Origin of the sequence: Candidatus Pelagisphaera phototrophica (assembly GCF_014529625.1) — a bacterium.
GTDB classification, from domain to species: domain Bacteria; phylum Verrucomicrobiota; class Verrucomicrobiia; order Opitutales; family Opitutaceae; genus Pelagisphaera; species Pelagisphaera phototrophica.
Genome location: NZ_CP076039.1, coordinates 337,646 through 359,080, shown reverse-complemented (window position 1 = coordinate 359,080; position 21,435 = coordinate 337,646). Strand labels below are relative to the sequence as shown.

Genomic DNA, 21,435 nt, shown 5'->3' with positions numbered 1-21,435 from the left:
AGAACAGACTCGGGCCGAGTTCGCGATGAATCTCAAATGACGAGGAAATTACGATCTTACACAATTCTTCAATATTCATAATCGTTTCCTCCCCTGGTTATCTATAATCCGCAGCAATGAGGTCTCTGGAAAATCCCTTTGCGTCCTTAGCGACCTTTGCGGTTAAACACTTTCATCCCAATCAATCTTCCTTCTCGATTGGCAGTAGCAATCTGAAGGTTGAACCTTTGCCCAACTCGCTCTCGACTTCGAATCGTCCGCCGTGGGCTTCGACGATCATTTTGCTCTGGAACATTCCAATTCCGAGACCGTGTTTCTTAGTTGTCTGAAAAGGGCGAAAAAGATCCTTGTTCACGAACTCCTGGCTCATGCCGCAGCCGTTATCGCTCACTTTCAGAATGGCATATTTTTCGTTCGTGCTCATGCTTACTTCGATACGGCCGCCGGCTTCCATGGCTTCGGAGGAATTGATAACGAGATTGAGCAACACGTTGCCGAGTTGCTCCTTGTCGATTTTGACGATGGCTCGAGATTCGAAACGCGTCACGAGCTCGGTATTTTCGGGAGCGTGCCAGATGTCGATAGCCTGTTCTGCAAAAGCGCCCATTTCCAGAGGCTTCAGGTCCACCTCAATTTCATTTCTCACAGTGCTGAGCCGACCTATGATGTCGTTGATCCGATCGCCTGTCCTAGTGATGCCGCGCAGAGCATCATCGCGAAATTCGGGATTGTCCCAGTGTATCGGAAGATTATTCACCATGATGTTCAACGTAGAAGCGGTATTCTTGAGATCGTGAACGAAAAAGGTGGCCATCGTTTGGAAGGCTTCCAACTCTCGGGTCTCGACAAGTTTTCCGGATAGCTGGAGATTGAGAAGACTCGAGGCCGCGTGCGTGCCAACGCTAATGAGAATGTCGAATTCAGGCTCAGTGAATGGAATCCCGCTCACACGGTCGCCGATTACGATAACACCTAAAATGGATTCTCGAGTCGTCATGGGAACACAGATACGATTTCCACCATGCGGGAATTTATTGGGATTCGAATCTCTCAGTTTTCTGGCCCAGTCCGCCTTGCTCTTATCTAGGTCAATGGGCCTGCGCGAATCGGAAAATTGAGATTTCAGAGCTACGATTTCTTCATTCGAAAGATCGAGAATGGGAGAGGCTTTATCGGGGATAACGGTAGATGCGCCGAGCGTTAGTTTGGCTAGGTCGCTTCCGAAAAGCCAAAGATTTACGGAGTGAGAATCGAAGGTCTCAGCGATTAGTTTGGCGAGACCGCTGTAGAGATCTGGCTGTCGCACGTGGGAAGAACTTTCCTCGGTAAAGCGCATCCAAACCGTTCGGTAGTCGTGCATGGGCCTTTTGAAGTGGCGACTGACGAATTGTTTAATGTTCAATCGGAAATGATCTGATTGGAGAAGGGTGGCGAGCAGAACTAAGGCGATCAGTACGCCAAGCGCTTTGAGGGGGAAGCTGATGTCGCCTCCAATGAGGGTAACGATTTTAGCGAGGAGGCCTACGGCTAATAGATATATGCCGGCCAGCAAAACGGTAAGGGAATTGCTCAGAATTGCATGGGAGGGATAGAGCTCTATATCGAAGTGCCCTCGCCTACTTATAGCTCGAATGATCAGTAAGGACGATACGATTAGGCCAATCGAGTTAATGGTATCTATATCGCTATGTGCGTTGGCGAAAAGCAAGGCTTGGCTGCTGGTGTAGAAGCGTACCAAAAATAGCGTCCCCAATCCGAGCAGCATGTATTTGACTTGCCAGCGCATTGCTCCGACTGCGGCTCGATAGGTCCGCTCCAAATTCATCATGCTCAAGACAGAGCCCAATATCATGAGGAAGTGACTGGCTTGCCCGGGCCAGCCTAAAAAAACGGCGATACGGCCGTCTCCTTGCAACTGGCGGAAAAGAATATAGCTATCGCTGTAGAATGTGGCGAGCAAGGCGGGGAGGGCGAATGCGGCGATTAACAGATATCGCCAGCTATGGAGGAATTTGCGGGTGCTTCCTCGGGCATAGGTCAGGCTGAAGAGAATCCAGGTACCTGGCAAAAAAGATAGAACGACCAATCGGATTTGCTGCCAGAAAAGAAAATGATCTGCTTGGGTCGTAGCTGCGCTGCTAAAGCCCGTGACTAAACTTTCGAAACCAAGGAGGGCTATGCTAATGCTAAAGGTCCAGCGAGCGAGGGAACGACGTTTGCCTATGAGCGTCAGGACAAGGTAAGCGACGCTAATCACCCCACAGATCCCAGCGGAAAGGTAGGCCATTGGGGCGATGAGATTCATTTTTTAAGGAGTGAAGATGAGGCCTGAGGGGTGGGTCTGGGGTCGGAAGGTCTGGATTGGCGATTAGTGATTCATCAACGATTAGCAATAGGGACTTCGCTGTTGGCGTTCAAGGATGGATTAATTGGTAGGGTTAGCCGTTCCGGGCAACAGCAGCGAATGATCCGACTTCCATGTTTGCTATAGGGACGCTCAACTCTATCCGGCGGTATATAAAATCCACAATCCATAATTTTCAAATACCCCGTGTCCTCGAGTGCACTTACGGGTGGGCAGTTAAAAATCGTTTTTATTGGCCGAGTGCTTTTTTCGCTTCGTCGGCTTTCTCACCTTCGAGGCCGAATTCCAAGGCTTTGGAGAAGGCGGCTTTGGCGTCGGTGTCATTATCGAGAGCCGCATGCGTCTTGCCCAGATGGTATTGAATTTCCGGATGCTGACTGATTTTGGCGACGCTTTCTTTGATCAGGGTCAAGGCGAGCTCGTAGTCGCCTTTCTTGAAACTGATCCAGCCCAAAGTATCCGCAATCATGGGATCCGTTGGGCTTAGATTACGGGCTTGCAAAGCTTGGTCGTAAGCCGAGTCGAGTTCATTGAAATGCTCGGCGTTGATGTAGGCGAGGTTATTGAGGGCACGACTGTTGTTCTTGTCTACTTCCAATATTTTCTCGTAATTGGATTTCGCGGAATTGAATTCTTGGCGTTGCTCGTAAAGACTGCCGATTCGCATGAGCCCTTCGATATCCTTCGCATTGAGATCGACCATCGCTTGTAATTTATATAGTGCCTCATCGTTTTTTCCGGTGATCGTATAGTGAATAGCGAGATAGAGGTAGGCATCGCGCAATGTGGGCTTTAATTCTATCGCCCGTTTCAATTCTATTTCACCAGCGGTATAGTCTTCTCCAGCGAGGAGAATTTTGCCTTTCAGCATATGTAGGTGGGCCTGCACCGTGGAATTCTGGAACATCGAGTCAATCCGAGAGACGGCCTCGTCAAAGCGGCTGCCCGCGATATCGATATCAGTTATTCGCTGAAGCGATGGCAAGTAGTTCGGATTGCGATCAAGAGACCGAGCCAAGGCTGCTCTCGCCTCGTCTGTCTTGCCCATACGGAGTAGGACTTCTGCCTCGAGTTGAGGGAGAGCAGGGTTGGCCTCCAATTGGTTGCCTAGAGCGTTGTATAGGATTAAGGCATCTTCTAAATTTCCGGCTTCGAGATGGATTTGGGCAAGCAGCTTTCGAGCCTGAACATTTTGGGAGTTCTGGATCAAAATTTGTTTTAACGAAACTATGGCCGATTCAGGATCACCCTGACGAGCGTTAATGGCTGCTTGCATCATAATGGCCTCTGTGTGATTGGGGTTAATTGCGATGCTTCGCGTTAGGTTGCCAGAAGCTTTAATGGGCTCGTTGTTGCTTAGTTGAGCGAGAGCCAGCCCGTAGGCAATGGCATCCGATTCGGGGAAGCGTTCGAGGGCTCGTTCGAGTTCAAGAATGGCTTCATCGGTTTGATTTCGAGCCAATTTCAATCGACTGCTTAGGAGTATCGCTTCAGGGTTGTGGGGCGTTAAGCGAAGAATATGGTTCGTTAGTTTCGTAGCGTCATCGAATTTGGCGTCTGCGAATATCAATTTAGCTTTCAATAACAGGGCAGGCACAAAACGGGGTTCATTTTCAAGAATATCATCAATGAGTAAGCCAGCGGCCTCTTTGTCGCCGATTCGAGCCTTGAATTGGGCGTAGATGAATTGCCTCGAAGGTTCGCCGTTAGAGAGATCGAATGATTTTTGATAGGAGGTATTTGCGGCATCGATTTCGTTACGGGCTAAATGTAGCATGGCAATAGCGGCGTGGGCTTCCCCTAAATTGGGATCCATCTTAACCGCTTCCTGAAAGCGTACTTCGGCCGCGTCGAAATTTGATTCGATGGCATCCAATAAGCCGATAGCTAGGACTGCAGCGGCAGATGATTGGGTTGCATTTAATTGCTCGATTTTTGTTCTAGCTTCGCCCATCTTTTGAAGATCAAGCCCGGCGGTTTGTAGGGCGAAAAGAGCAGTTTTGTTTGTTGGGTCCTTTTCTAATATAAAAGACGCTTCGTCCCAGGCGGATTGGGGCCTACCTACTTTTGTAAGCAACGAGCATAGCTTGCTTCGATAGATTAGATTGTCGGGTTCAAGTGCTCGGGCTTGAGATAGGAAGGGGAAGGCTTTGGCTAGGCGGGCTTGGCGGTAGTAGATTAGACCAATGTTCCCGATCGCTTCAGTTATGCTGGAGTTGATTTGGAGGACGTTTTTGTATGCGATTTCGGCTGTATTGAAATCGCCCTTTTCGAAGCTCTCATTTCCGAGGATGAGGTGCTCGTCGAGCTGCGCCTGCTGCGAGCAGCCCGTTAAGAGGCCAATAGGCGACAGCACGAGAAGCAAGAAAATGGATAGTTGCTGAGTTTTCATGACTATTGAGAGATCGGATAGAAGATCGCTAAAATTAGTGATATGGTGAAAATGTTAAAAACTAGCTGAAATTAACCGCAAAGTCAGAGAAGAACGCAAAACTGTTTTTAAATGCCGGGACGATTGATAGAAGGGCCTCGTAATTATCAATCTTTAACGGCAGCCACAGGCTGCTTCTTCTCTTTTTTCCAAAGCCAATAAAGCAGAGCGAAGAATGGGATAAGCGAAAGACCGAAAAAGAAGGGACCGCCTTTGTGGTGGATCCAGTGGCCAATCATGTGTGGTCCAACATTTACGCAGAGGTAGCTGATTGTAAAGATCCGGAACCCGTTTCGAGCGATAGCGAGAGGTATGATGAAAAAGACTAGAAGCCACCGTTTCCACTTTGATTGGAGAAAAAGTTCGCCCGCAACAATGCTAGTGATTAAGAGGACTAAGCTGGACCGAATGCCGCTACATGAGGGAGCGACGTAAATTTCTATGGTGGAAAGCTCGAAGGTCAGTGGGTGGGGGCGGAAAATTGGAATGTTGGCAGACTTTACCATTTGGTGAGAGACCTCTGCGGAAGTGTATTGGAAAAAGGTGTTTACCCAATCTTGAATGACCAGAGGCATGGGGACGAGGAAGATCAAAAACCACAAAGAGAAGAGCTGCTTTTTCAGGGTATTCGGGCCGTTAAGAAATAGGGCCGCAGTTATGATCAACAGGACGTACGCGAGAGTGGTTAGAGCCATAGCGTCTTCGGCTGCCTCGAAATTCCCTGTAGTCCAGGAACAGATCAATAAGGCTGCTGCGGCCAGGCCAGGAGCGATTGCTAGGGCTTTGCGTGGAGGGGAGGCAGCAGGCAGCGTGTCTTTCTTGATCCACGCGAAATAAACGCTGACGACCGGTATCAGAATGATATGCGAATGGAGTTCGATATTTAAAGCCAGTTGAACCAGTCCATAAAGCGACTTAGAGAACGCCAGCGAAAGCACAGATACCGCGAAAACGAATCGCCGCGTTTGCGGTGAAAGCGATCGCCAATAGCTTATTATAGATTGCGAATTGATAATTCTGAATAGGTTAAGTTATGAAGTTATATCGGAGGATCAGAGTTTTTCTCAATCGCTAACTCAATACAATGGCATAAGGTTTCCTCAGTTTAGGTCGTGTGGACAAATCCCGGATCGAGTCGAGAGCATTTCAAGGCGAAATTGCGAGTTTAGATCCGAGTAAAATTGAAATATCTAGCGGCAAGGATTTGCGATTTCGGTCAAAAAGATACGATTTCGACGACATGAGCGAATTTGTCCAAGGGGCCTAAGTCTCTTGCTGATTAGCGATAAGTATTTTTCGACTAGCGATCAGCAATTAATAATACAAAACTCGCACGAATCCGCGAAGTTCTTTATGAGCCTTTTTCCCAGTTCTCGCTCTTTTTCCGTTTCGAGAAGTAGTGGTAGCATACTCTCTAGGACGGAAGATCCTTGGGCTATATACTCTAGGCTATACCGCCCTTAACCAGATAGAGGACAGAGTAGAGCACTCGCCTTTTCCCGTAGCGGGGCGGTCGACCGAGCTCGGGGGACTCCAGTATCAGTGGTTCAATTACGCTCTATTCGGCGTCGGTAAGGGAGCATGGATATGGTTTTTTCATCGAGTACCTGCAGTAGGGAGTATGTCCAGGAAAATTTCTAATAAAATGTAGAAAATCTTCCGTATTCAGGACTTCTTGGACACTCTCGAAAATCCTGAGCCTGTCGATGGGCTTCGTTGCTGGATTTGGTATCGGACGATCTCATGCCTTCGTGCCGCTACAGCCACGCAGGCGGAGTTGGCTATTCCGAGTGATGGCCCCGTCGAACTCATAGGTTTAATTAACCCAAAACCATCTTAGATCCACGCGAGTCCCTCGCGTAGCTGCGATGCAAGGTGGTGCGGAATCTTGTTAATTCAGAAAGAATCTCGACCTGTGTTTCCAACGAATCTTCAATTAGAATCATACAGTCAGCCGTCTAGTCAGCTCGCCTTAGTACCGGTACCCAATACTGAACCCTGACTGGTCGCTTGAAAACCCAAACCCACTTGTATTTGTAGCGTTTTCGTTCTTTCGATAGAATGCGGAAACACTAAGTCTATTTACGAGTTGGGTACTCAAATTCACCGAAAACGAATCGTATTTATCGGTTCGGCCAACGACGAAATTGCCGAGGAGTCCAAGGTAGTCGGATAATCGCTGCCCGTAGGAAGCCGTTAGGCTGAAGCGCCCGAGCAAACGTTGATTTAAACTCAAGGTGAGAGCTTCGGTTTCCCTGTTGAAATTGCTAAAGTAGGAAGCGTTGATTCTCCGGGAGAGATTAATGGCAATGGTCGTGTAGTCAAAAGCTTGATACCGAAGCGAGGCACTGTAGGTCGGATTCTCTTCTTTTTTGAATCCTGCCGTATCGACTTTGCGGGAATCTATTCCGCCTTGCAGATTAGCGCTTAGTCTGACTGTTGGTTTAAACCCGAAGCGAACCAACGCCTGATGGTATTCCGTGTTCAAGCCTGGATCCATATCGGAATATCCCCAAGTGAGGCCGATAGAAGAGTTTACTTTCGAGCTTGCCTGGCGGCGTAGCCAACTGGATACGGAATGTTGTGTTACGTCGGAGTAGCGTCGAGTAGATCGCAGATCCTGACCCGCACTGAGGTCAAGGTACCATGTGGAAGTAAGCTGGCGCGAAGCACTTAAAGTAGTGCCGAACGTTTCCTGATCGGTTTGGGCTGCCGTTTCGATTAGGGCCTGTCCGCCCTTACGAAAGCGTTGCGAGAAGCCCATTGACCAGTCCTGAAGATCGAAGCCGGTATTGAAATTCAAGGAATGAGAGTCTCTATCCTCCAGAAAGGCATTCGAATAGTGTGTCCAAGAAGGGTTGTAATTAAGAGACCACAGGTCGCGATAATCGAAAGCGAATGAAGCCCCAATCGTTTCAATCACTGAATCTTGCCGATTCCCGCGACCAGCCAAGAATCCATCCGACTGAGTATAGCGGTAATTGAGGCTGGGGCGAAGGAGAACGGGGCCGAGTTGAAGGGGGGTCGATTCACGTAATTGGGGAGTTAGTGCGCTAAGCGATACATTGGAGGCTTCGCTGACATTGCGGGATTCGCGTGGCACCATAGGGGTGTAGGAATTCGAAGATTCTTGGGCATGGCCCTGAAATATTAAGAAGCTTAGCGAGAATGCGGTCGCTGATGAGCGGAGTATCATAATCATAGAACGTTTCATAGTAGATAGAGATCGGACTGTAATCAGAATGATTAAACCGTAAAGAAAGCGAATACCGCAACGGTTTTCTAGTCACGAGGGGGGCGAAATTTTGTCGGAATTAAAACTGAGCTTTCTGAGCGTGGCGAAAGCATTGTTAAAATCAAAGAGAAGTGATATCGTGGGTAGTTCGAGAGTCTTTGCCGCTTCATCTGTGCGCCTTCCTTTTCCATTTGGAAGGAATTCCTCGTTGATCCTAGATTTCGCTGTTATCTGCAGCGATATGGCTCAATCTAATAGGCTGCAGCACCATGATCGATCGTCTGGATGCACCCGCTAGGTGCGTGTTGCATTCAAACAAGGGGCGTCGCACCACCAGTATATGTCATCTCATCTACGTTGAGCCTCGGAACTTAGGTCGATAAAGCACTGGCAGGAAGATCTCTTAGGAGGTAGTTTCGGATTCTCCGCTTCCCTCAGAACCCTGATCTTCTGTCCCACGATATACCTTAACCGTTCAAGTATGGGTCTTTTCGAAAGGCTTAGGCGAATCATTCAAGTGGCACAGGTCTCGTAACTTCGGCCAAATGAGATCGAATTTTGGCCTAATTTTTCTGTGAGATATTGAATGGTAAATAGTAATGGTTTTGCTAACGGCATCCTCAACAAAATTGATTAGTGTCGGTTTTTCTTACAAAATCAATATTGTTTGTAAGTAATTAATGACCAGCGCTTAATGAAGAGTATAGAATTTTTAGAGAGCGGAGTGTAAGTATTCTTGACAGTTATGGATTTTAGGAGGGTGGTCGAAAGTAGAAATAAAATATATCTTAAACTGTTATCATTAAACGAGATAAAGAGTATTTAGACATCTTTTAGGATTTGAAGTGTTCTGGTTGGCACGCCTTATGCAACACAGGTTATAACTGAAGTTTAAATAACAACAAAAAAATATGAGGTTAACAACGAAAACAATAATTGCGGCCACTGCTCTAGGGACTGCCTCGATAGCAAGTGCAATAACGTATGATGCGGGGACCAACGGGACGAGCTTTAGTGGCGGTTCCTTTTCTGCTGGTGCTAACACTTTGCAGGTCACAGACATAGCCGTAGCCGGCATTGGCTCTTACCTGGGTGTCGTTGGGGGCGCGGCAGGTCCTGAAATCGGTATAGGCGAGAATCTCGTAATCACGTTCGACGAAGCCATGAGATTCGACTATATCACGCTAGGCTTGTTATTCGATGGGCCAGAGTATGGGGATCCCCATGAGATCGCCGCACTCAACGCGGACGGCACCACGGAATACACGCTGACAGCCAATGGCTCGGATACTGCGACGTGGACTGGACCTGGGACAGTCGATAACCTTTCGTTAGCTGATAGTTCAGAAGCTGCTATCTGGAGAATTAACAATCCGTTTGGCGGTCTGCGTGTCACTCAACTAACACTCACCGCAGTAGCAGCCACTGGTGGTACTGATCAAGGTGATGGTGAATCGGATTTTGGTTTGGTAGGATTTGGCGTTCCTGACAATGGTGCAACGCTAGCGCTGCTAGGTGTGGCTCTCACTAGTCTGGCGGTCTTCCGTCGCAAGATTTAGGCCTGAGTTTTTGCAAAATCCAAGGTGCAGTCGTAAGCGACTGCACCTTTTTGTTGTTGGTTGCTTGAGATGGATGCCTAAAATCGGCCAGATGCCTTTGTTGGATCGACGACCGGGAATAGCCTAGGCCGGACGAGCAAATGCGATCCCTTTCGAGCCGTCATCGAGACCCAGCCTTAAGCGGCATAGAAACCAATCGCATCTACGGAGATCTGCTGCGGAGCTAAGTGGCATTCGAGGACTCGCACGCATCGGTCCAACACGTCGTAAAGGTGGTGCAAAGTGTCAACCTCAAGCGGGCCTGTTGAATGGAAGCCAAGCTTGGCGAAAAGGTGCAGATTGACTACGGAACGATGGTATTATCCAAAGCGAGGATGATCGCCACAGGCGGAGCTAACCCCTTCGGATTACCCCTGTCGTTTTCGCGCAAGAGTTATATCGAGGCTATATTTCGCCAGGATACGAAGAGCTTTGTAAGGAGGCTGGAGAACGCGCTACGCTAATTCTGCAGAGTTCCCGCAAGGCTGTGTTCTGACAATCTCAAGGCGGCGATTCGGAAGGCCAAATACATGACCCGCAAGCCAACCCGAAGCGGCCGTCCTTCGCTCGTCACTACGAAACGGCGATTATACCGACATGTCCGAACGGCCCGAAGTACAAAGGAAAGATAAAGTGTAACATCAAGAGTCTCGCCGATCTGAACGGTTACATCCGATCCTAAGAGTCAAATGTTTCCGAACAGGGGATATGTGGAACCACCAAGTAGCGATTCTAGGGGCATTTCTTTTCCGATGAGAAGTCCTCTCTGAGGCCGCTTTCTTCTGGACTGTTTCCCTGCTACTTGGAAGGGCGACGCAAAGTGGGACGCAAAGTGGGACGCGATTGCTACGTCGTCAAAGAAGGCGGATTCTTCGACGTTCCCGAGCAACACGTGGGACGTCAGGTATGGGTCCGTTGGGACTCGGTCATGGAGCACGTCTTGGATACTTCGAGCGAGTTGATCTGCTAGCATGCCCGGATCGCCGCAGGCGAGTTCATTACTGCTCTAGGGGCCGGCGGCAGGCACGGTAGCTTCTAGGAGGACACTCGCGTGCTGGCGAAAACGCTGCTCGCGCATCGGAGCTGGCAGTTGGGCGTACGGAGAAATATCAAACCGCGACCAGATGGCTGTTCGAATAATAAAGCGACTCGAGTCTTTTACAGGGAAATACAGCAAGAATCAAATCCAGAAGGCGTGCGACAAGGCAGCCCTTCATGGGCAGTATAGACTAAGGGATCTTAAAAGCGGGATATTCAGTACGCAAATCCAGGAAAGCTTTAGCTTCATGGAAAGCCACGAGATCATCCGGTAGCCCGGAAGCTACGACCAGGAAATCATAGATGGCAACCAGCTACATTTTAAAAACAAAAGTAGCTAAGGGAAAAGCATATGAACGAAACCCTCTACGTTGTGCTGATTGATCCGCCCGGCGTAAGCAAAAGCCATCAGCCAATCGCTGATAAAGGCAGGAAGGACGGTGCCCTACCGATCGATCTTCGACGTCTCGGTGGAAATCTTAGAGGACTATATAATGGTCAGACCCACGAGGATAATGACTCGCTACCTCAAATGCGATCTGCTGATAATCCGAGACATGTTAATCAAGTGACTGCCGCCCAAATCAGACGAATATATCTTCGCAATACGTGATGCACCGCTATGGAGTGAAACCCAATATGATGACCTCGAATTGACTCTTTCAAGAACGGGGCAAACTGATAGCCCGCCGTAATGGCACCCTTGACAATCTCCCGTCCTATGGGAGTCCGTGCAATGATTAGTGAGAAACCGGAGTTTTTGCCATCTGGCTCCTCGTACCAGGGATCGCCGCAAGATATGTCTTCAAGCTCTCCTGAACCGTCCTGCGACACATGAGTGGATCAAGGCCGGAAGCTCTGCAAGTGGGCCCAGCTTTTCTGGTAGATCCAATGCTCCTGGCTTTCTCCGTTTTCGTCGCTCACGGTAAAATAACCTGGCCAGCCGTGGCCGCGATACCGGACAGCCTTCAATTTGTTTGGTTCCTCCCTAAACGTTTCAAGCAAGGATAGCGTGGCTTTAGTGGGAGGCGTTTCTGCGCAAAAGAAGGAAAGGGTGACGCCCACTTTTTCAGCTAAGGCTGGCCGTAGTTTGATGGCCTTGCGAACGCCTGCTATTTTAGGATGGGTACGATTTTTACTGTCATCTCGTATCTGTTTTTGCTATAAATTGTATGGAAGGGAACTGACCCGACAGCTACCAGAATGTGTCGTCTCAGCGAGGCGACCTACAAAAAATACGGAGCTACAATTTTAAATGGGCCACTCTATTAAAACTCGCACAATGAGTAGATTTTATACCCTGAAGGCACGAATTGATTTGGGATCTAGTTTGAGTTGGCAGGTGTTCCCAAAATAAGTACTAAAAGAGATGCACCTTCGTGGTACACAAATCGGTTTGGCTTATTGGCTATCGATTAGTTACGGTGTTCGTGTCGGTTTCTACTATGTATTTACAATTTACGATACCTTGGATTGCGTTATTGAAAAAATTTTCTGCATATCTTTTTCCACAATAATTGAACGCATATTTTGGGAATACTCAATGAAAGACTAATCCATGTTTTAACTGATCGTTTGATGGATAGCTTTTTTATACCTGTAACAGGTCCTCGATTTAATAATGCAGCAGGGCCGATCGGGTATTGTTGAGCAAGTGATTGCATGGCATCGGTGAGTTCTAGTTCATATCTATATAGATCTGAGATTTTGTCTACCCAATAGCTTTCGTAATCAAGTTGTTTCGAATAAAGATTTGTGATCTGCTCGAGGATTCGGGGTCCGTGTTCGCGATAGATGTTAACGGCCTCTGAATAGGCTCCGATGATTCGTGTAAATGATTCTGTGGAATCGATACTTTGAGTAACGCTGTTTTGATGAAGGACGTAATCAATGAGAGAATCCTTAATAAGGTGAACTTTATTTGCGTCCATAAAGCACCCTACGTTTACTAATGTGTCTTCGCCTGAGTCTCGTCGTTTCCGAAATGAAACAAGACCGTGCTTTAGGATTATTTCTCTACGGTATAGCTTATTCCAAAGGGCCCCAGTACCAAACCCGATATCGCAAAATGTTTCGAAAATATGGTTGGACACTGTTACGGTTTGAGGAAACGAGACTTTTCTTGATAAAAACTTTCGATGAGGGGTAGTTTGATCTACTCCGCAAATCGCGATGTCAGAGCCGCTCTCCAATGCTCCTTGGTGTAATTGACGAAACATGTCGGGCTTTGCAAAATCATCAGCGTCTAAGAAACCGATCCAAGGCGAATTCGCGGCTTTAAGACCAGCTACCCGTGCGTAGTGCACCCCGCCATTTGTGCCTAGGTGAATTACTTTTAGGCGACTTTCATGTTTGCTTAATTTATTTAGAATTTCGAGAGATGTATCTGTAGAGGCATCGTTGACGGCAATTACTTCAATTTCGGTTAGGTTCTGCTCGAAGAGTGATTGAAGAGACTGCGTTATCGAATTTGCGCAGTTGTATACGGGCACAATTATAGATACTTGTGGTGGCATTTGATCGTGTTAGCTCGTTTTGGCTGAAGGGAATCGAGGATTGATTGCGTTTAGGCCGCATCTAATTAGAGTTTTTATGGCTCTAATGTTCTTTGGGCTTTCTTTGATAGCCAAAAGTGACTGCCTAATTGCACTTTGATGATAGCCTTGTTGGGAGGCTTGGCCTGCTCGAAACAGAGCAAGATCGACTGCATTCTGTGGAGGTCTATTCCAAATAGAATTTTCTGAAACTTCCTTGTTTCGAGATTTTTGCCATTTAGTTGCGATCTTTTTAATGTTTTCGCGTTGTTCTTTCCAGTGTACCGAACAAATCGACTCGGAATGTACTCTGTAGTATACCAAATGCTCATTAAGATTAGCGATTTCGCCAATCTCAGATAGGCGAATCCACAAGTCTACATCTTCGCAATATTTAGCTTTAGGAGAGTATCCACCGGCTTGAATCACAGCAGATTTGCGATACATTGCTACGGGGTGGGGAATTACGCCGAACCCTCCGGCAAGACTGTCTAGGATATCAGTTTTAATCGTAGGTTGAAATTCTTGATACAAAGTTCTGCCTTTACTGTCGATCTTGACTGTCCGGGCTCCAAGGAGAACGATTTCGGGGCGTTCATTCATTCGACGATATTGAAGCTCGAGGCGTTCAGGATGGTAGATATCGTCCGCGTCTGCTCTGGCTATCAATTCACAATTTGCGAGCTTTAAACCTCTGTTTAACGTTTCAATAAGTCCGCTGTTAGGTTGGTTATAAATGAAAATTCTCGAGTCAGTTTTTGCTATTTCTTCAACTATCTTTAAAGATCCGTCGGTTGATCCGTCATTTATCACAATGAGTTCGAAATTAGTGAATGTTTGGGAGGTTAAGGATGAAAGGGTCTTTTCCAGAAATGCCTCGGCGTTGTAGATCGGTAGCAATATACTTATAAGTGGTTTATTCATTTTTCAATAAAGGCTCGCTGGCAGAGGAGATATTAATTTATACTCATTATTTATACAATATTGTCTGAGTTTTGGGTTACAAGAATCAGTGTCTCGGAATTTTAAGCAGGTGACTTAGCTCCGAATACCATGTGGTCTTTTGTAAGGAGCATCGTTCTTTTAAACATGCCTTTCTGCTTGATGTACCATCTTCTAGTTTGGGGGTTCCTTTTCCGGATGTTCCATGCTATAATAATTTCGTTCTAAAGTGCTCGTGTCATTTTTTTATTGATACTAATTGTAGTAATTTTTTGAGCTAAAATATACACTCAATTTGGGTTTTATAAATCAAATTTATTAGTCGACTAGTGGAGGATTGACTGACCTATTTATTAGGTTGAGTCCAAGTCATGCTCTTCGTTGGGAAAGTATAATCGGAGTATAGCCAGTCGTTGAATGACTTGTCGTGAAACTGAATACATTTCGTGGTAAGCATGCTTGTTCTTGATTGGAATCTAGCTGGATATTGATTGTTCCGAAATATCGCCCAGTGTTGAATGGAGCTTTGCTGAAAGACAGAACTATATGTGACTCCATACTTTGACTATCTGAATTAGATCGATTTATCCGAAGGGAGCTAAAGAAATCGGAGATATATTTTGTGTTAGGACTGAAAAAGCTGCAATTTGTCGTAACTTATTTCGATAATGAGTGACTTTGGTGATGTTGAAGTTCTATCGCCGATCGTTACGCGATCTCTTGCAGGAGTAGCCCTTCAAGTTTTTGAGCGAGTTTAGCTGAGTCAAAATTAGTAGCTTGTTTTTGAGCGTTTTGGCTGTGTCGGAAGCGTGTCTCTTCAGAAGTGTAATAAGTAAGAATGGCTTCAGCGATTCCCTTGTAGTCCTCTTCTTCGACGAGAAACCCGTCTCTCTGGTCACGGACCTGATCGGGGATGCCTCCTGAAAGAGTTGCAATCACAGGCAGCCCAGACGCCATTGCTTCGGTGATGGAGACACCAAATCCTTCTATCCAGCCGCTTTTCGACTTGCGAGATGGTTGAAGGAATACGTGGTTTGATTTGAGCAGCTTTGCTATGTCTACTTGCTGGAGCTTACCGCAAAATGTTACGTGCTGTTCGATTCCGAGGGTTTCTGACAGTTTTGAGAGATGCGAAAGTTCTACGCCTTCTCCTACTATTGTGAAATGTAGATCGAGACCGCTCTTAATTAACTGGGAAATAGCTGAAATTGAGAGATCGATGCCTTTACCTTCGAAGAGGCGTCCGACTGAAATTAGCTTAAGGGGTTCGTCTTTCTGACGTCGGCTTGGTCTGTTTCTTGAAAAAGACTTAATTGGAGCGCCACATGGAATTTGATGAATTTTGTTTTTATCAATTGTTGGATGCAGTTGATTAATGGCATTTTTCATGTGCGAACCAACGATAACCACTCCAGCAGCGTTTTTTATAGATGACTTGAGATCGGTTAGGTAGCTTTTGACGAGTGCAGGAGTTGCAAGGTCCAGCCCATGACAAATAATGAAATAGGGAATCTTCAGGTCCCGCAACACGGTATAGACTCGACTCGCGGTCCACCCGAAATGACAAATCGCGATAGATGCATTTTGTTGACTGAGATGGTCTCTGACTGTTTTGCACTCGCGAAGGCGATATAAACAGCGGAATAGCTTGAAATTACGTGAAATGCGGTAGCCGAAACCATCGCTGGTCCAGGGGAGGCTCATGCAAATATGTTTTTTTGGAAATTTCCAAAACTTTGAGTGATGAGTTTCCCATGTTAGCAAGACGGGTTCGGACCTTGCAAAAGCTTCTGCCTGGCGTTTGACCCAAATCTCGCTCGCAATCCCGTACATTGGTAAAAAGACGGCGATGACTGGAAGGTTTTGTTTTTGGACATCAGAACTCTCACTTTTATGCATTTGGTCTTGTTGGATTTTGGGCTTGACTGAGCCGAAGTGGTCGCTTGCCGGAACGATCATCTAAGCAAGTCCACTAATTTTGTTGGCAAGTTTTTTTGTTAGATTCCCTCGTTCGAATTGGTGGATAAATCGATGATTTAAAGATAGGATCAGGGCCTGTTCTTTCCATGAACGATATTGTGTTTTGAGAATTTCGAGCATTGTGTCGACGTCTTATGGCTGGCATATTGATAGGGTGCCACATTTTTCAGGAAATCCTTCGCATCACCATTTGGAATAGCACCAAGAATGGGACTGCTTGTTGCCATGTATTCGTAGGTTTTGCCTGGTACGAAGGTAGACTTGTCGCCCGGACGCAGGGTATGGATGGGAAGGTAGGCGCCGCTAATGAGGTCCACGCTCTCTTTGCGGCTTAGATGAAAAGTTAGTTTTACCAACGATTCAACGCGTGATTTATCGATTATTCTCTCATCGCTATATTCTAGTGAGCCCGCGAATACTAATTCTATACTCTTTATTTCATTCGGTCTATTGCTGGACCAATTGGCTAGAGCCTAGAGTATATAGTAATGTGATCTTGAGAGAGCTTGCATACCTGAACGAGTACTCCCTAGAAGTCGATAGAATAGGGAGTTTCGTCTTTGGTCTAAGCCGAATTTAGTGTGCATGAAGCCTGCGTGAACTATCCTAATTTTATCACTCCTTGGCTCAAGGTCGGCTTCCTGAAAATTCTCTTTATCGTAACCGTTGGTTATGCTGTAGATTTGCGAGCTTGCCAGTCTGGGAAAGGACTGGGAATAATGTTTATTTCTATGATAAAGACTCGATGATTAATGCTAGTTTCTTTGTGAGTGCTCTGCGTTCGAATCTACGTATATAAACGATATCACGCTTTTCTTGAGGTGTTTTGACTTTCCATCGCTGGTAGTTGGTTAACAGATATTTTTTCATCGCGAGTACATCGGTTGGTTCGCATATGTAGCAAGCGCCACTTTTCTTTAGGATGTCGTGCGCATCGCCTTGAGGTATGGTCGCAAGGATCGGATTCCCGCTTGCTAGGTATTCGTACATTTTCCCAGGGATGATGGATGAAGGTCCGCTTTCTATCGAATGCAAGGGCATGAAAAGCAAATTAGCAGATTTGAGGTATCGTACGCTTTCTGTGTGTGGTATGTAATTCGTGAATTTGACAAGATCTAGTAGTCCGGATTTATGAATACAGTCGGAATCGGCTTTTTCTTTGGATCCAGCGAAAACAATATTGAAATCTGAAATAGCTTCGTAGTGGGATTTTCGTAGGCTGGATATCGCCTCCGCTAGGTAATGTGGAGAGCGTGGTAATGTTTCAACTCCCTTGTGGGTGCGGCCGAGAAATGTATTGATCCATTTCTGTCGAACTCGCTTGAGACCTAATGCTGTATGGAATGTGCCGGTATGAACTATGTTGAATTTAGTTGGATCTATATGCGTTGGAGTTGTTTCCTCGACCGATGAAAAATCATTAGCATCATATCCGTTCGTAATACATTTAACTCGCTGCTTGGGTATCTCAGGAAAGGAATGTGTTAGCAATTTCGCAGCTTGCGGCGTGTTCATTACTATAAGAGAAGCACTCGCTAGGCTTATTCGCATTCTCTTTTTTTCTTTGTATCGGTGCCAAGCAGTGCGGTATGTTTGAAATTCGTCTAAGGCCCATGGGTCGCGTAAATCCGCTATCCATGGCCGACCAGTCGCAGTAGAGATACTACGGGCTATTGTGGCGTCTTGAAATGGCGACATCGTAACCAAAATCGAAGAGATATTAAGCCTGTTTACTAATTCGATTCCTTTTGTAATCAATCGCGTTGTACGTTCTGCAGTCTCAGTAGGAGTTCCTCTGCGGTAGGCGGGCCAATCCATTCTGTGTATAGATTTGCTTCGGTGAGGGGCGGTTAGGAGTGATTGGTCTTCTGGCGTCCATCGAGAATCCATAAGGTCGTTGCCCGTTAGTACAATTGGTTCAACGTTGAATTTAGGTAGGTATGTGAAAAATTTAGAAGCACGTTGGACACCACTTCCGCCTTGAGGGGGGAAGTGGTAAGTAATCAATAGGACACGGGTCATTTCTATTGTTTGAAATTATTTCTTATATGCGAATCCCGATTGCATCGGTATAGCGTTTTTTCAAAACGCCTGAGCATTGGCTACTTTCATCGTCAGCGTTTCTGAGCCTGAGCGTTTGATTAATAACGAATCGGTGAAGTACTGATACTTTCAAGTTCGGAATCTGGTTCAAGGCGTAGGTCCTTTAGGTTTGAAATGAAGGCTAACAGGAGATAGAAAAAAATATAACTTTGATCGTAGTAGGAAATGGTTAGGCAAGTGAGGGTGTGGGTGAAAAGAAGGCAACCTATACACCAGATTCCGAATTCATTTTCGCTTCCGAGTAGTCTTAGTCTTTTGAGCGGTGGCTTTATGGCTGCAAAACCTTTCCAGATGAGAGCTAAGACTATGAGCATCAAAGGGAGTCCTCCAATTACGCCCATATGGATATAATAATTGGTAATATCAGCATGTTCAGGCATGGACGCAAGTCCGTAGGGCATCCAGTGTCTCGTGTAGTCAGTGCCGAAAAACCACCATTCGTCGAAGTATAGAATGGCCTGATCTATGAGTTTGGCCCGATGGTAACCAGTGCTGCTACCTGTGAAATCTGTGATGGCCATCAGGTACCAAATTGGTCGTTCTTTAACGAGATCCATAAGTATCAGCAAGGTGATTCCTGATATTACGATACCTTTCATGTGCTGTCGGTAGCGCCAAAGACTGAGTGCGAATAGTGCAATTAGTAGAGCGCCTATTGGGGTCGATGAACCCGAAGAAAAAATCATAGTAAAACAGGAAAAAATGCCGATAAGAGCTACTTTTTTTTGTTTTTTCCATAATATTAAAATGAGGGGCATCAATAGGGAGCCGACCGTGCCGGCCAAGATAGCGTTGCCGAAAGGCCCGAAAGCTCGTATCGAACCGTTACGAACGAGGAGAGATGCATCAGCGCCAATGAAAGAATAGATATTTGATCCTCCAGTTAGCTTAGTATAGCCCATTGCTAAGGCAAGGGGGACAAGGGTAATTGAAATCGCTATAGCAAGTCGCTTGAGGTCGGAAAAATTACGAATATAGGCTTTCGCATAGAAAAAACTTCCGCAAATATCTATAACTAAACGAACCCTATTAATAAAAGGGTTTGAGTGAGAGATAGTCGGCTCATGGGAAATGGTGCTAATTAAAAGGAATGTGGCCCAGAGGACCATTAAAAGGTCGATGGGGTTTCTCATCGAGCAGCGAAATTGGCCGCTGAATACGGCTCTGAACAGACCGACTATAATGATGATTCGCGCAATTGTAAAACTTGGGATAACCTGCTCATTATAGTTTGTGTGTAAGGCCACGATAATGAGGGGCAGGAACGCTAGGCGTTTGGGGAGGTATATTTGAGCTGCTACCAGAGCGGTAGTGATTATAAGAAGCGATGTGTACATTTTTGTTCACGTTGGAGAAATTGAAAAGCGAAGGTATTTACTTAGTCGGTTTCGTTTGTAATAACAGGAGGCCGACTTTCTCAACCCTTTAAATTCTGATCCGAGTGGGCCTCCATCTGGTAGATGGCCTGGGACTTGTTAATCCGAATGTCGCGGTGAATGCCTCCGTTCGTATACTCGCTAATTTAATTACCAAACATTTTTTGGGATATATTTAATTTGGAGATAATCATTAATCGAAAGATGTTGCTTACAACTATTTTGATGGCGAGAAGTTAGCTAACAAATAGTTTAGTTAAGATATTTAAAGTCTGTTCGATTAAACTCTACCTCTTACATTTGGTTAGTATCCATCGTTTGGACCTTAGTTTTTCAATTGAAATGGATGTTTTATGGCTGTTTTAGGTATAAGTCGGTCGGACTGATTGGTATCATCAGCTTACCGATAGGTAGTGCATCCTCATGAGCCAAATAAAAGTTTCGATGAAAACTCGGAGTTTCATTGTCCGAAAGCGGTGTATTATCGCCTAAAACGTTCCCTTCTCCGTAGTCGTCATCGTCGTCGTATCCATTGTAATATGTTGGATTCTTATAGCGACCTTCTCTATAGTAGATGTGCCTCTTTGCATAATCGAAGAATGCATCATGTCCTATAATATTGCGTGCTCCCATCAGATGCGCAGCTATTGCTGGAGCCTGAAGAAGCCCTCCGCCGATGTGGCGGTAGCGTGCGTCCCATCGATTATTGTCTCGTGAAGGTTTTTTGTGGTGGCGGATTCCCCATTCGGGCATTCCTAGATCATTTTGTTCGTATTGTATTACTTTGTCTGGGGGATCACCCAATTTCGTCGAGTCAATATCGGTCTGTGAAACGTAAAAAGTTTGTTGGAATTCTTGGAAATTCATTTCGCCTCCTGATAAGTTAGCCTTCATGTCTGCGTCGTCGAGGGTCATCGCTGCGACCAGTAAAGGACCTATGCGCCCTAGGTTGTGGCCGCCATCAGCATACCATTGTCCCCCCGTCTCAATAATACTGTGAATGTCGATGCCATATTGAACCATCCCGACTAGCAAGTCTCGCTTATCTGAATTGCTAGCATCGGAATTTAAGAGCAGCAGGTAGGTATTAAACTTTCTCGCTAGATCTCTTCCGTAGGCGGGCGAGGCGTCAACGGCATGTTTGTAGCGCCCAGTCCAATTAAGATCCTGTTCATTGACTGGGACTGTTAGTTTGATCGTGGTTATATCGGGGCCGCCGAACCCATTAATGCTCATTTTTGCGAGCTTGCTGTAGTTGAGATCTTCTTCAGCCCAGGGATGTGAAAAATTGCCATTTATATAACCGGGTCTAAAGGCGGCAATGGGTGGGGTAGAGGCCAAAACGGTGAGTATCGAGTACGACTTTATTTGTGGATCGTCTTTCAAACTTTTTTGTTCGAGGCTGATCGCTGACATTACGCTGGAATTGGCACTCACCGTGTATGGCAACTGGGTGGCGATATTCCACTCAGGTCGGTACGGGCTTCTCTGCATTCGGCTGTCGAAGCCTTGATTTCTCGACCGAGGAACGTTTACGACGGTTCCGTTGGAAAGGCCGTCAGATTCAGGGGAAATCGTGATTATGGTCACGCCAGATCCTGAACTAGGTTCAACCACCCAAGGATCACCATTTGCATAAACGCCTGTGATAAGGTCTTGATTGAACGTCCAAGTTACGCCAGCCCGAGTTATGGAGCTTGCAGCGTGCAGGTTGGAATCGTGTGCGAGCACTGAAATGAGGCTCCAGAAAATTAAAAGGTGACTGGCTTTCAAAAAAGGCATGACTCAATAAGCTTATATTTAGGACGGTTGACTAGTGGAAGAGGGATGAGA

General features: G+C 46.2%; 16 protein-coding genes and 1 pseudogene. 6 read left to right on the top strand and 11 right to left on the bottom strand.

The window, feature by feature from the left end; all coding sequences use genetic code 11:
- Nucleotides 1-181 precede the first annotated feature (181 nt).
- The 4 genes from prsK to GA004_RS01720 all read right to left on the bottom strand — a co-directional run bounded on the left by prsK (nt 182) and on the right by GA004_RS01720 (nt 8,010).
- Entirely contained in the window at nt 182-2,305 is a 2,124-nt protein-coding gene (gene prsK, locus GA004_RS01735) for an XrtA/PEP-CTERM system histidine kinase PrsK (protein ID WP_283395565.1), read from the bottom strand.
- 289 nt (nt 2,306-2,594) lie between these two features.
- Nucleotides 2,595-4,757, bottom strand: coding sequence for a tetratricopeptide repeat protein (locus GA004_RS01730; RefSeq protein ID WP_283395564.1), 2,163 nt, complete (start codon nt 4,755-4,757; stop codon nt 2,595-2,597).
- A 146-nt stretch (nt 4,758-4,903) separates the two neighbouring features.
- A complete protein-coding gene (locus tag GA004_RS01725; protein WP_283395563.1) occupies nt 4,904-5,734 on the bottom strand; it encodes an exosortase/archaeosortase family protein in 831 nt (276 codons plus the stop codon).
- A gap of 1,034 nt (nt 5,735-6,768) precedes the next feature.
- Nucleotides 6,769-8,010, bottom strand: coding sequence for a porin family protein (locus GA004_RS01720; RefSeq protein ID WP_283395562.1), 1,242 nt, complete (start codon nt 8,008-8,010; stop codon nt 6,769-6,771).
- A 932-nt stretch (nt 8,011-8,942) separates the two neighbouring features.
- Between GA004_RS01720 and GA004_RS01715 the strand changes: the two genes are divergently transcribed.
- The 5 genes from GA004_RS01715 (at nt 8,943) to GA004_RS01695 (ending at nt 11,280) form a co-directional block, all read left to right on the top strand.
- Nucleotides 8,943-9,590 carry a VPDSG-CTERM sorting domain-containing protein gene (locus tag GA004_RS01715; protein WP_283395561.1) on the top strand — a complete coding sequence of 216 codons (648 nt, stop codon included), beginning with the start codon at nt 8,943-8,945 and terminating at the stop codon, nt 9,588-9,590.
- A gap of 308 nt (nt 9,591-9,898) precedes the next feature.
- Complete coding sequence (locus GA004_RS01710) at nt 9,899-10,093, top strand: hypothetical protein (RefSeq protein WP_283395560.1); 195 nt, start codon at nt 9,899-9,901, stop codon at nt 10,091-10,093.
- A 338-nt stretch (nt 10,094-10,431) separates the two neighbouring features.
- On the top strand, nt 10,432-10,599 hold the full coding sequence (locus GA004_RS01705) for a hypothetical protein (protein ID WP_283395559.1): 168 nt from the start codon (nt 10,432-10,434) through the stop codon (nt 10,597-10,599).
- Between the two features lie 154 nt (nt 10,600-10,753).
- Nucleotides 10,754-10,942, top strand: a complete 189-nt coding sequence (locus tag GA004_RS01700) for a hypothetical protein (RefSeq protein WP_283395558.1) — start codon at nt 10,754-10,756, stop codon at nt 10,940-10,942.
- Nucleotides 10,943-11,019: 77 nt separating this feature from the next.
- Complete coding sequence (locus GA004_RS01695) at nt 11,020-11,280, top strand: hypothetical protein (RefSeq protein WP_283395557.1); 261 nt, start codon at nt 11,020-11,022, stop codon at nt 11,278-11,280.
- Here the strand turns inward: GA004_RS01695 and GA004_RS18065 are convergent.
- The 4 genes and pseudogenes from GA004_RS18065 to GA004_RS01675 all read right to left on the bottom strand — a co-directional run bounded on the left by GA004_RS18065 (nt 11,232) and on the right by GA004_RS01675 (nt 15,847).
- Nucleotides 11,232-11,732: pseudogene (locus GA004_RS18065) on the bottom strand (Coenzyme F420 hydrogenase/dehydrogenase, beta subunit C-terminal domain). The gene GA004_RS01695 and the pseudogene GA004_RS18065 overlap by 49 nt on opposite strands.
- Before the next feature lie 413 nt (nt 11,733-12,145).
- Nucleotides 12,146-13,183: a glycosyltransferase family 2 protein gene (locus GA004_RS01685; protein ID WP_283395555.1), complete on the bottom strand. Its 1,038-nt coding sequence runs from the start codon at nt 13,181-13,183 to the stop codon at nt 12,146-12,148.
- Between the two features lie 9 nt (nt 13,184-13,192).
- Nucleotides 13,193-14,125, bottom strand: coding sequence for a glycosyltransferase family 2 protein (locus GA004_RS01680; protein ID WP_283395554.1), 933 nt, complete (start codon nt 14,123-14,125; stop codon nt 13,193-13,195).
- A 726-nt stretch (nt 14,126-14,851) separates the two neighbouring features.
- The gene (locus tag GA004_RS01675) at nt 14,852-15,847 is read right to left on the bottom strand and encodes a glycosyltransferase family 4 protein (protein WP_283395553.1); all 996 of its coding nucleotides are present in this window, start codon (nt 15,845-15,847) and stop codon (nt 14,852-14,854) included.
- Nucleotides 15,848-16,257: 410 nt separating this feature from the next.
- Between GA004_RS01675 and GA004_RS01670 the strand changes: the two genes are divergently transcribed.
- Nucleotides 16,258-16,458 (top strand): hypothetical protein, encoded by a 201-nt coding sequence (locus GA004_RS01670; RefSeq protein ID WP_283395552.1) that lies wholly within the window; start codon nt 16,258-16,260, stop codon nt 16,456-16,458.
- A 394-nt stretch (nt 16,459-16,852) separates the two neighbouring features.
- On the opposite strand, the gene GA004_RS01665 is transcribed toward GA004_RS01670, so the two are convergent.
- The 3 genes from GA004_RS01665 to GA004_RS01655 all read right to left on the bottom strand — a co-directional run bounded on the left by GA004_RS01665 (nt 16,853) and on the right by GA004_RS01655 (nt 21,384).
- On the bottom strand, nt 16,853-17,638 hold the full coding sequence (locus tag GA004_RS01665) for a glycosyltransferase (protein WP_283395551.1): 786 nt from the start codon (nt 17,636-17,638) through the stop codon (nt 16,853-16,855).
- Nucleotides 17,639-18,264: 626 nt separating this feature from the next.
- The gene (locus tag GA004_RS01660) at nt 18,265-18,825 is read right to left on the bottom strand and encodes a hypothetical protein (RefSeq protein ID WP_283395550.1); all 561 of its coding nucleotides are present in this window, start codon (nt 18,823-18,825) and stop codon (nt 18,265-18,267) included.
- Nucleotides 18,826-19,953: 1,128 nt separating this feature from the next.
- On the bottom strand, nt 19,954-21,384 hold the full coding sequence (locus tag GA004_RS01655; protein ID WP_283395549.1) for a hypothetical protein: 1,431 nt from the start codon (nt 21,382-21,384) through the stop codon (nt 19,954-19,956).
- Nucleotides 21,385-21,435: the final 51 nt, after the last annotated feature.

Excerpts from the sequence above, each read along its gene's own strand:
- GA004_RS01700 (WP_283395558.1), top strand. The coding sequence starts at position 10,754 with ATGGCTGTTCGAATAATAAAGCGACTCGAGTCTTTTACAGGGAAATAC.
- GA004_RS01665 (WP_283395551.1), bottom strand. The coding sequence starts at position 17,638 with ATGAACACGCCGCAAGCTGCGAAATTGCTAACACATTCCTTTCCTGAG.
- GA004_RS01680 (WP_283395554.1), bottom strand. The coding sequence starts at position 14,125 with ATGAATAAACCACTTATAAGTATATTGCTACCGATCTACAACGCCGAG.
- GA004_RS01655 (WP_283395549.1), bottom strand. The coding sequence starts at position 21,384 with ATGCCTTTTTTGAAAGCCAGTCACCTTTTAATTTTCTGGAGCCTCATT.
- GA004_RS01660 (WP_283395550.1), bottom strand. The coding sequence starts at position 18,825 with ATGAAAGGTATCGTAATATCAGGAATCACCTTGCTGATACTTATGGAT.
- prsK (WP_283395565.1), bottom strand. The coding sequence starts at position 2,305 with ATGAATCTCATCGCCCCAATGGCCTACCTTTCCGCTGGGATCTGTGGG.
- GA004_RS01710 (WP_283395560.1), top strand. The coding sequence starts at position 9,899 with ATGGAAGCCAAGCTTGGCGAAAAGGTGCAGATTGACTACGGAACGATG.
- GA004_RS01675 (WP_283395553.1), bottom strand. The coding sequence starts at position 15,847 with ATGAGCCTCCCCTGGACCAGCGATGGTTTCGGCTACCGCATTTCACGT.
- GA004_RS01730 (WP_283395564.1), bottom strand. The coding sequence starts at position 4,757 with ATGAAAACTCAGCAACTATCCATTTTCTTGCTTCTCGTGCTGTCGCCT.
- GA004_RS01670 (WP_283395552.1), top strand. The coding sequence starts at position 16,258 with ATGGCTGGCATATTGATAGGGTGCCACATTTTTCAGGAAATCCTTCGC.
- GA004_RS01720 (WP_283395562.1), bottom strand. The coding sequence starts at position 8,010 with ATGAAACGTTCTATGATTATGATACTCCGCTCATCAGCGACCGCATTC.
- GA004_RS01715 (WP_283395561.1), top strand. The coding sequence starts at position 8,943 with ATGAGGTTAACAACGAAAACAATAATTGCGGCCACTGCTCTAGGGACT.
- GA004_RS01685 (WP_283395555.1), bottom strand. The coding sequence starts at position 13,183 with ATGCCACCACAAGTATCTATAATTGTGCCCGTATACAACTGCGCAAAT.
- GA004_RS01695 (WP_283395557.1), top strand. The coding sequence starts at position 11,020 with ATGAACGAAACCCTCTACGTTGTGCTGATTGATCCGCCCGGCGTAAGC.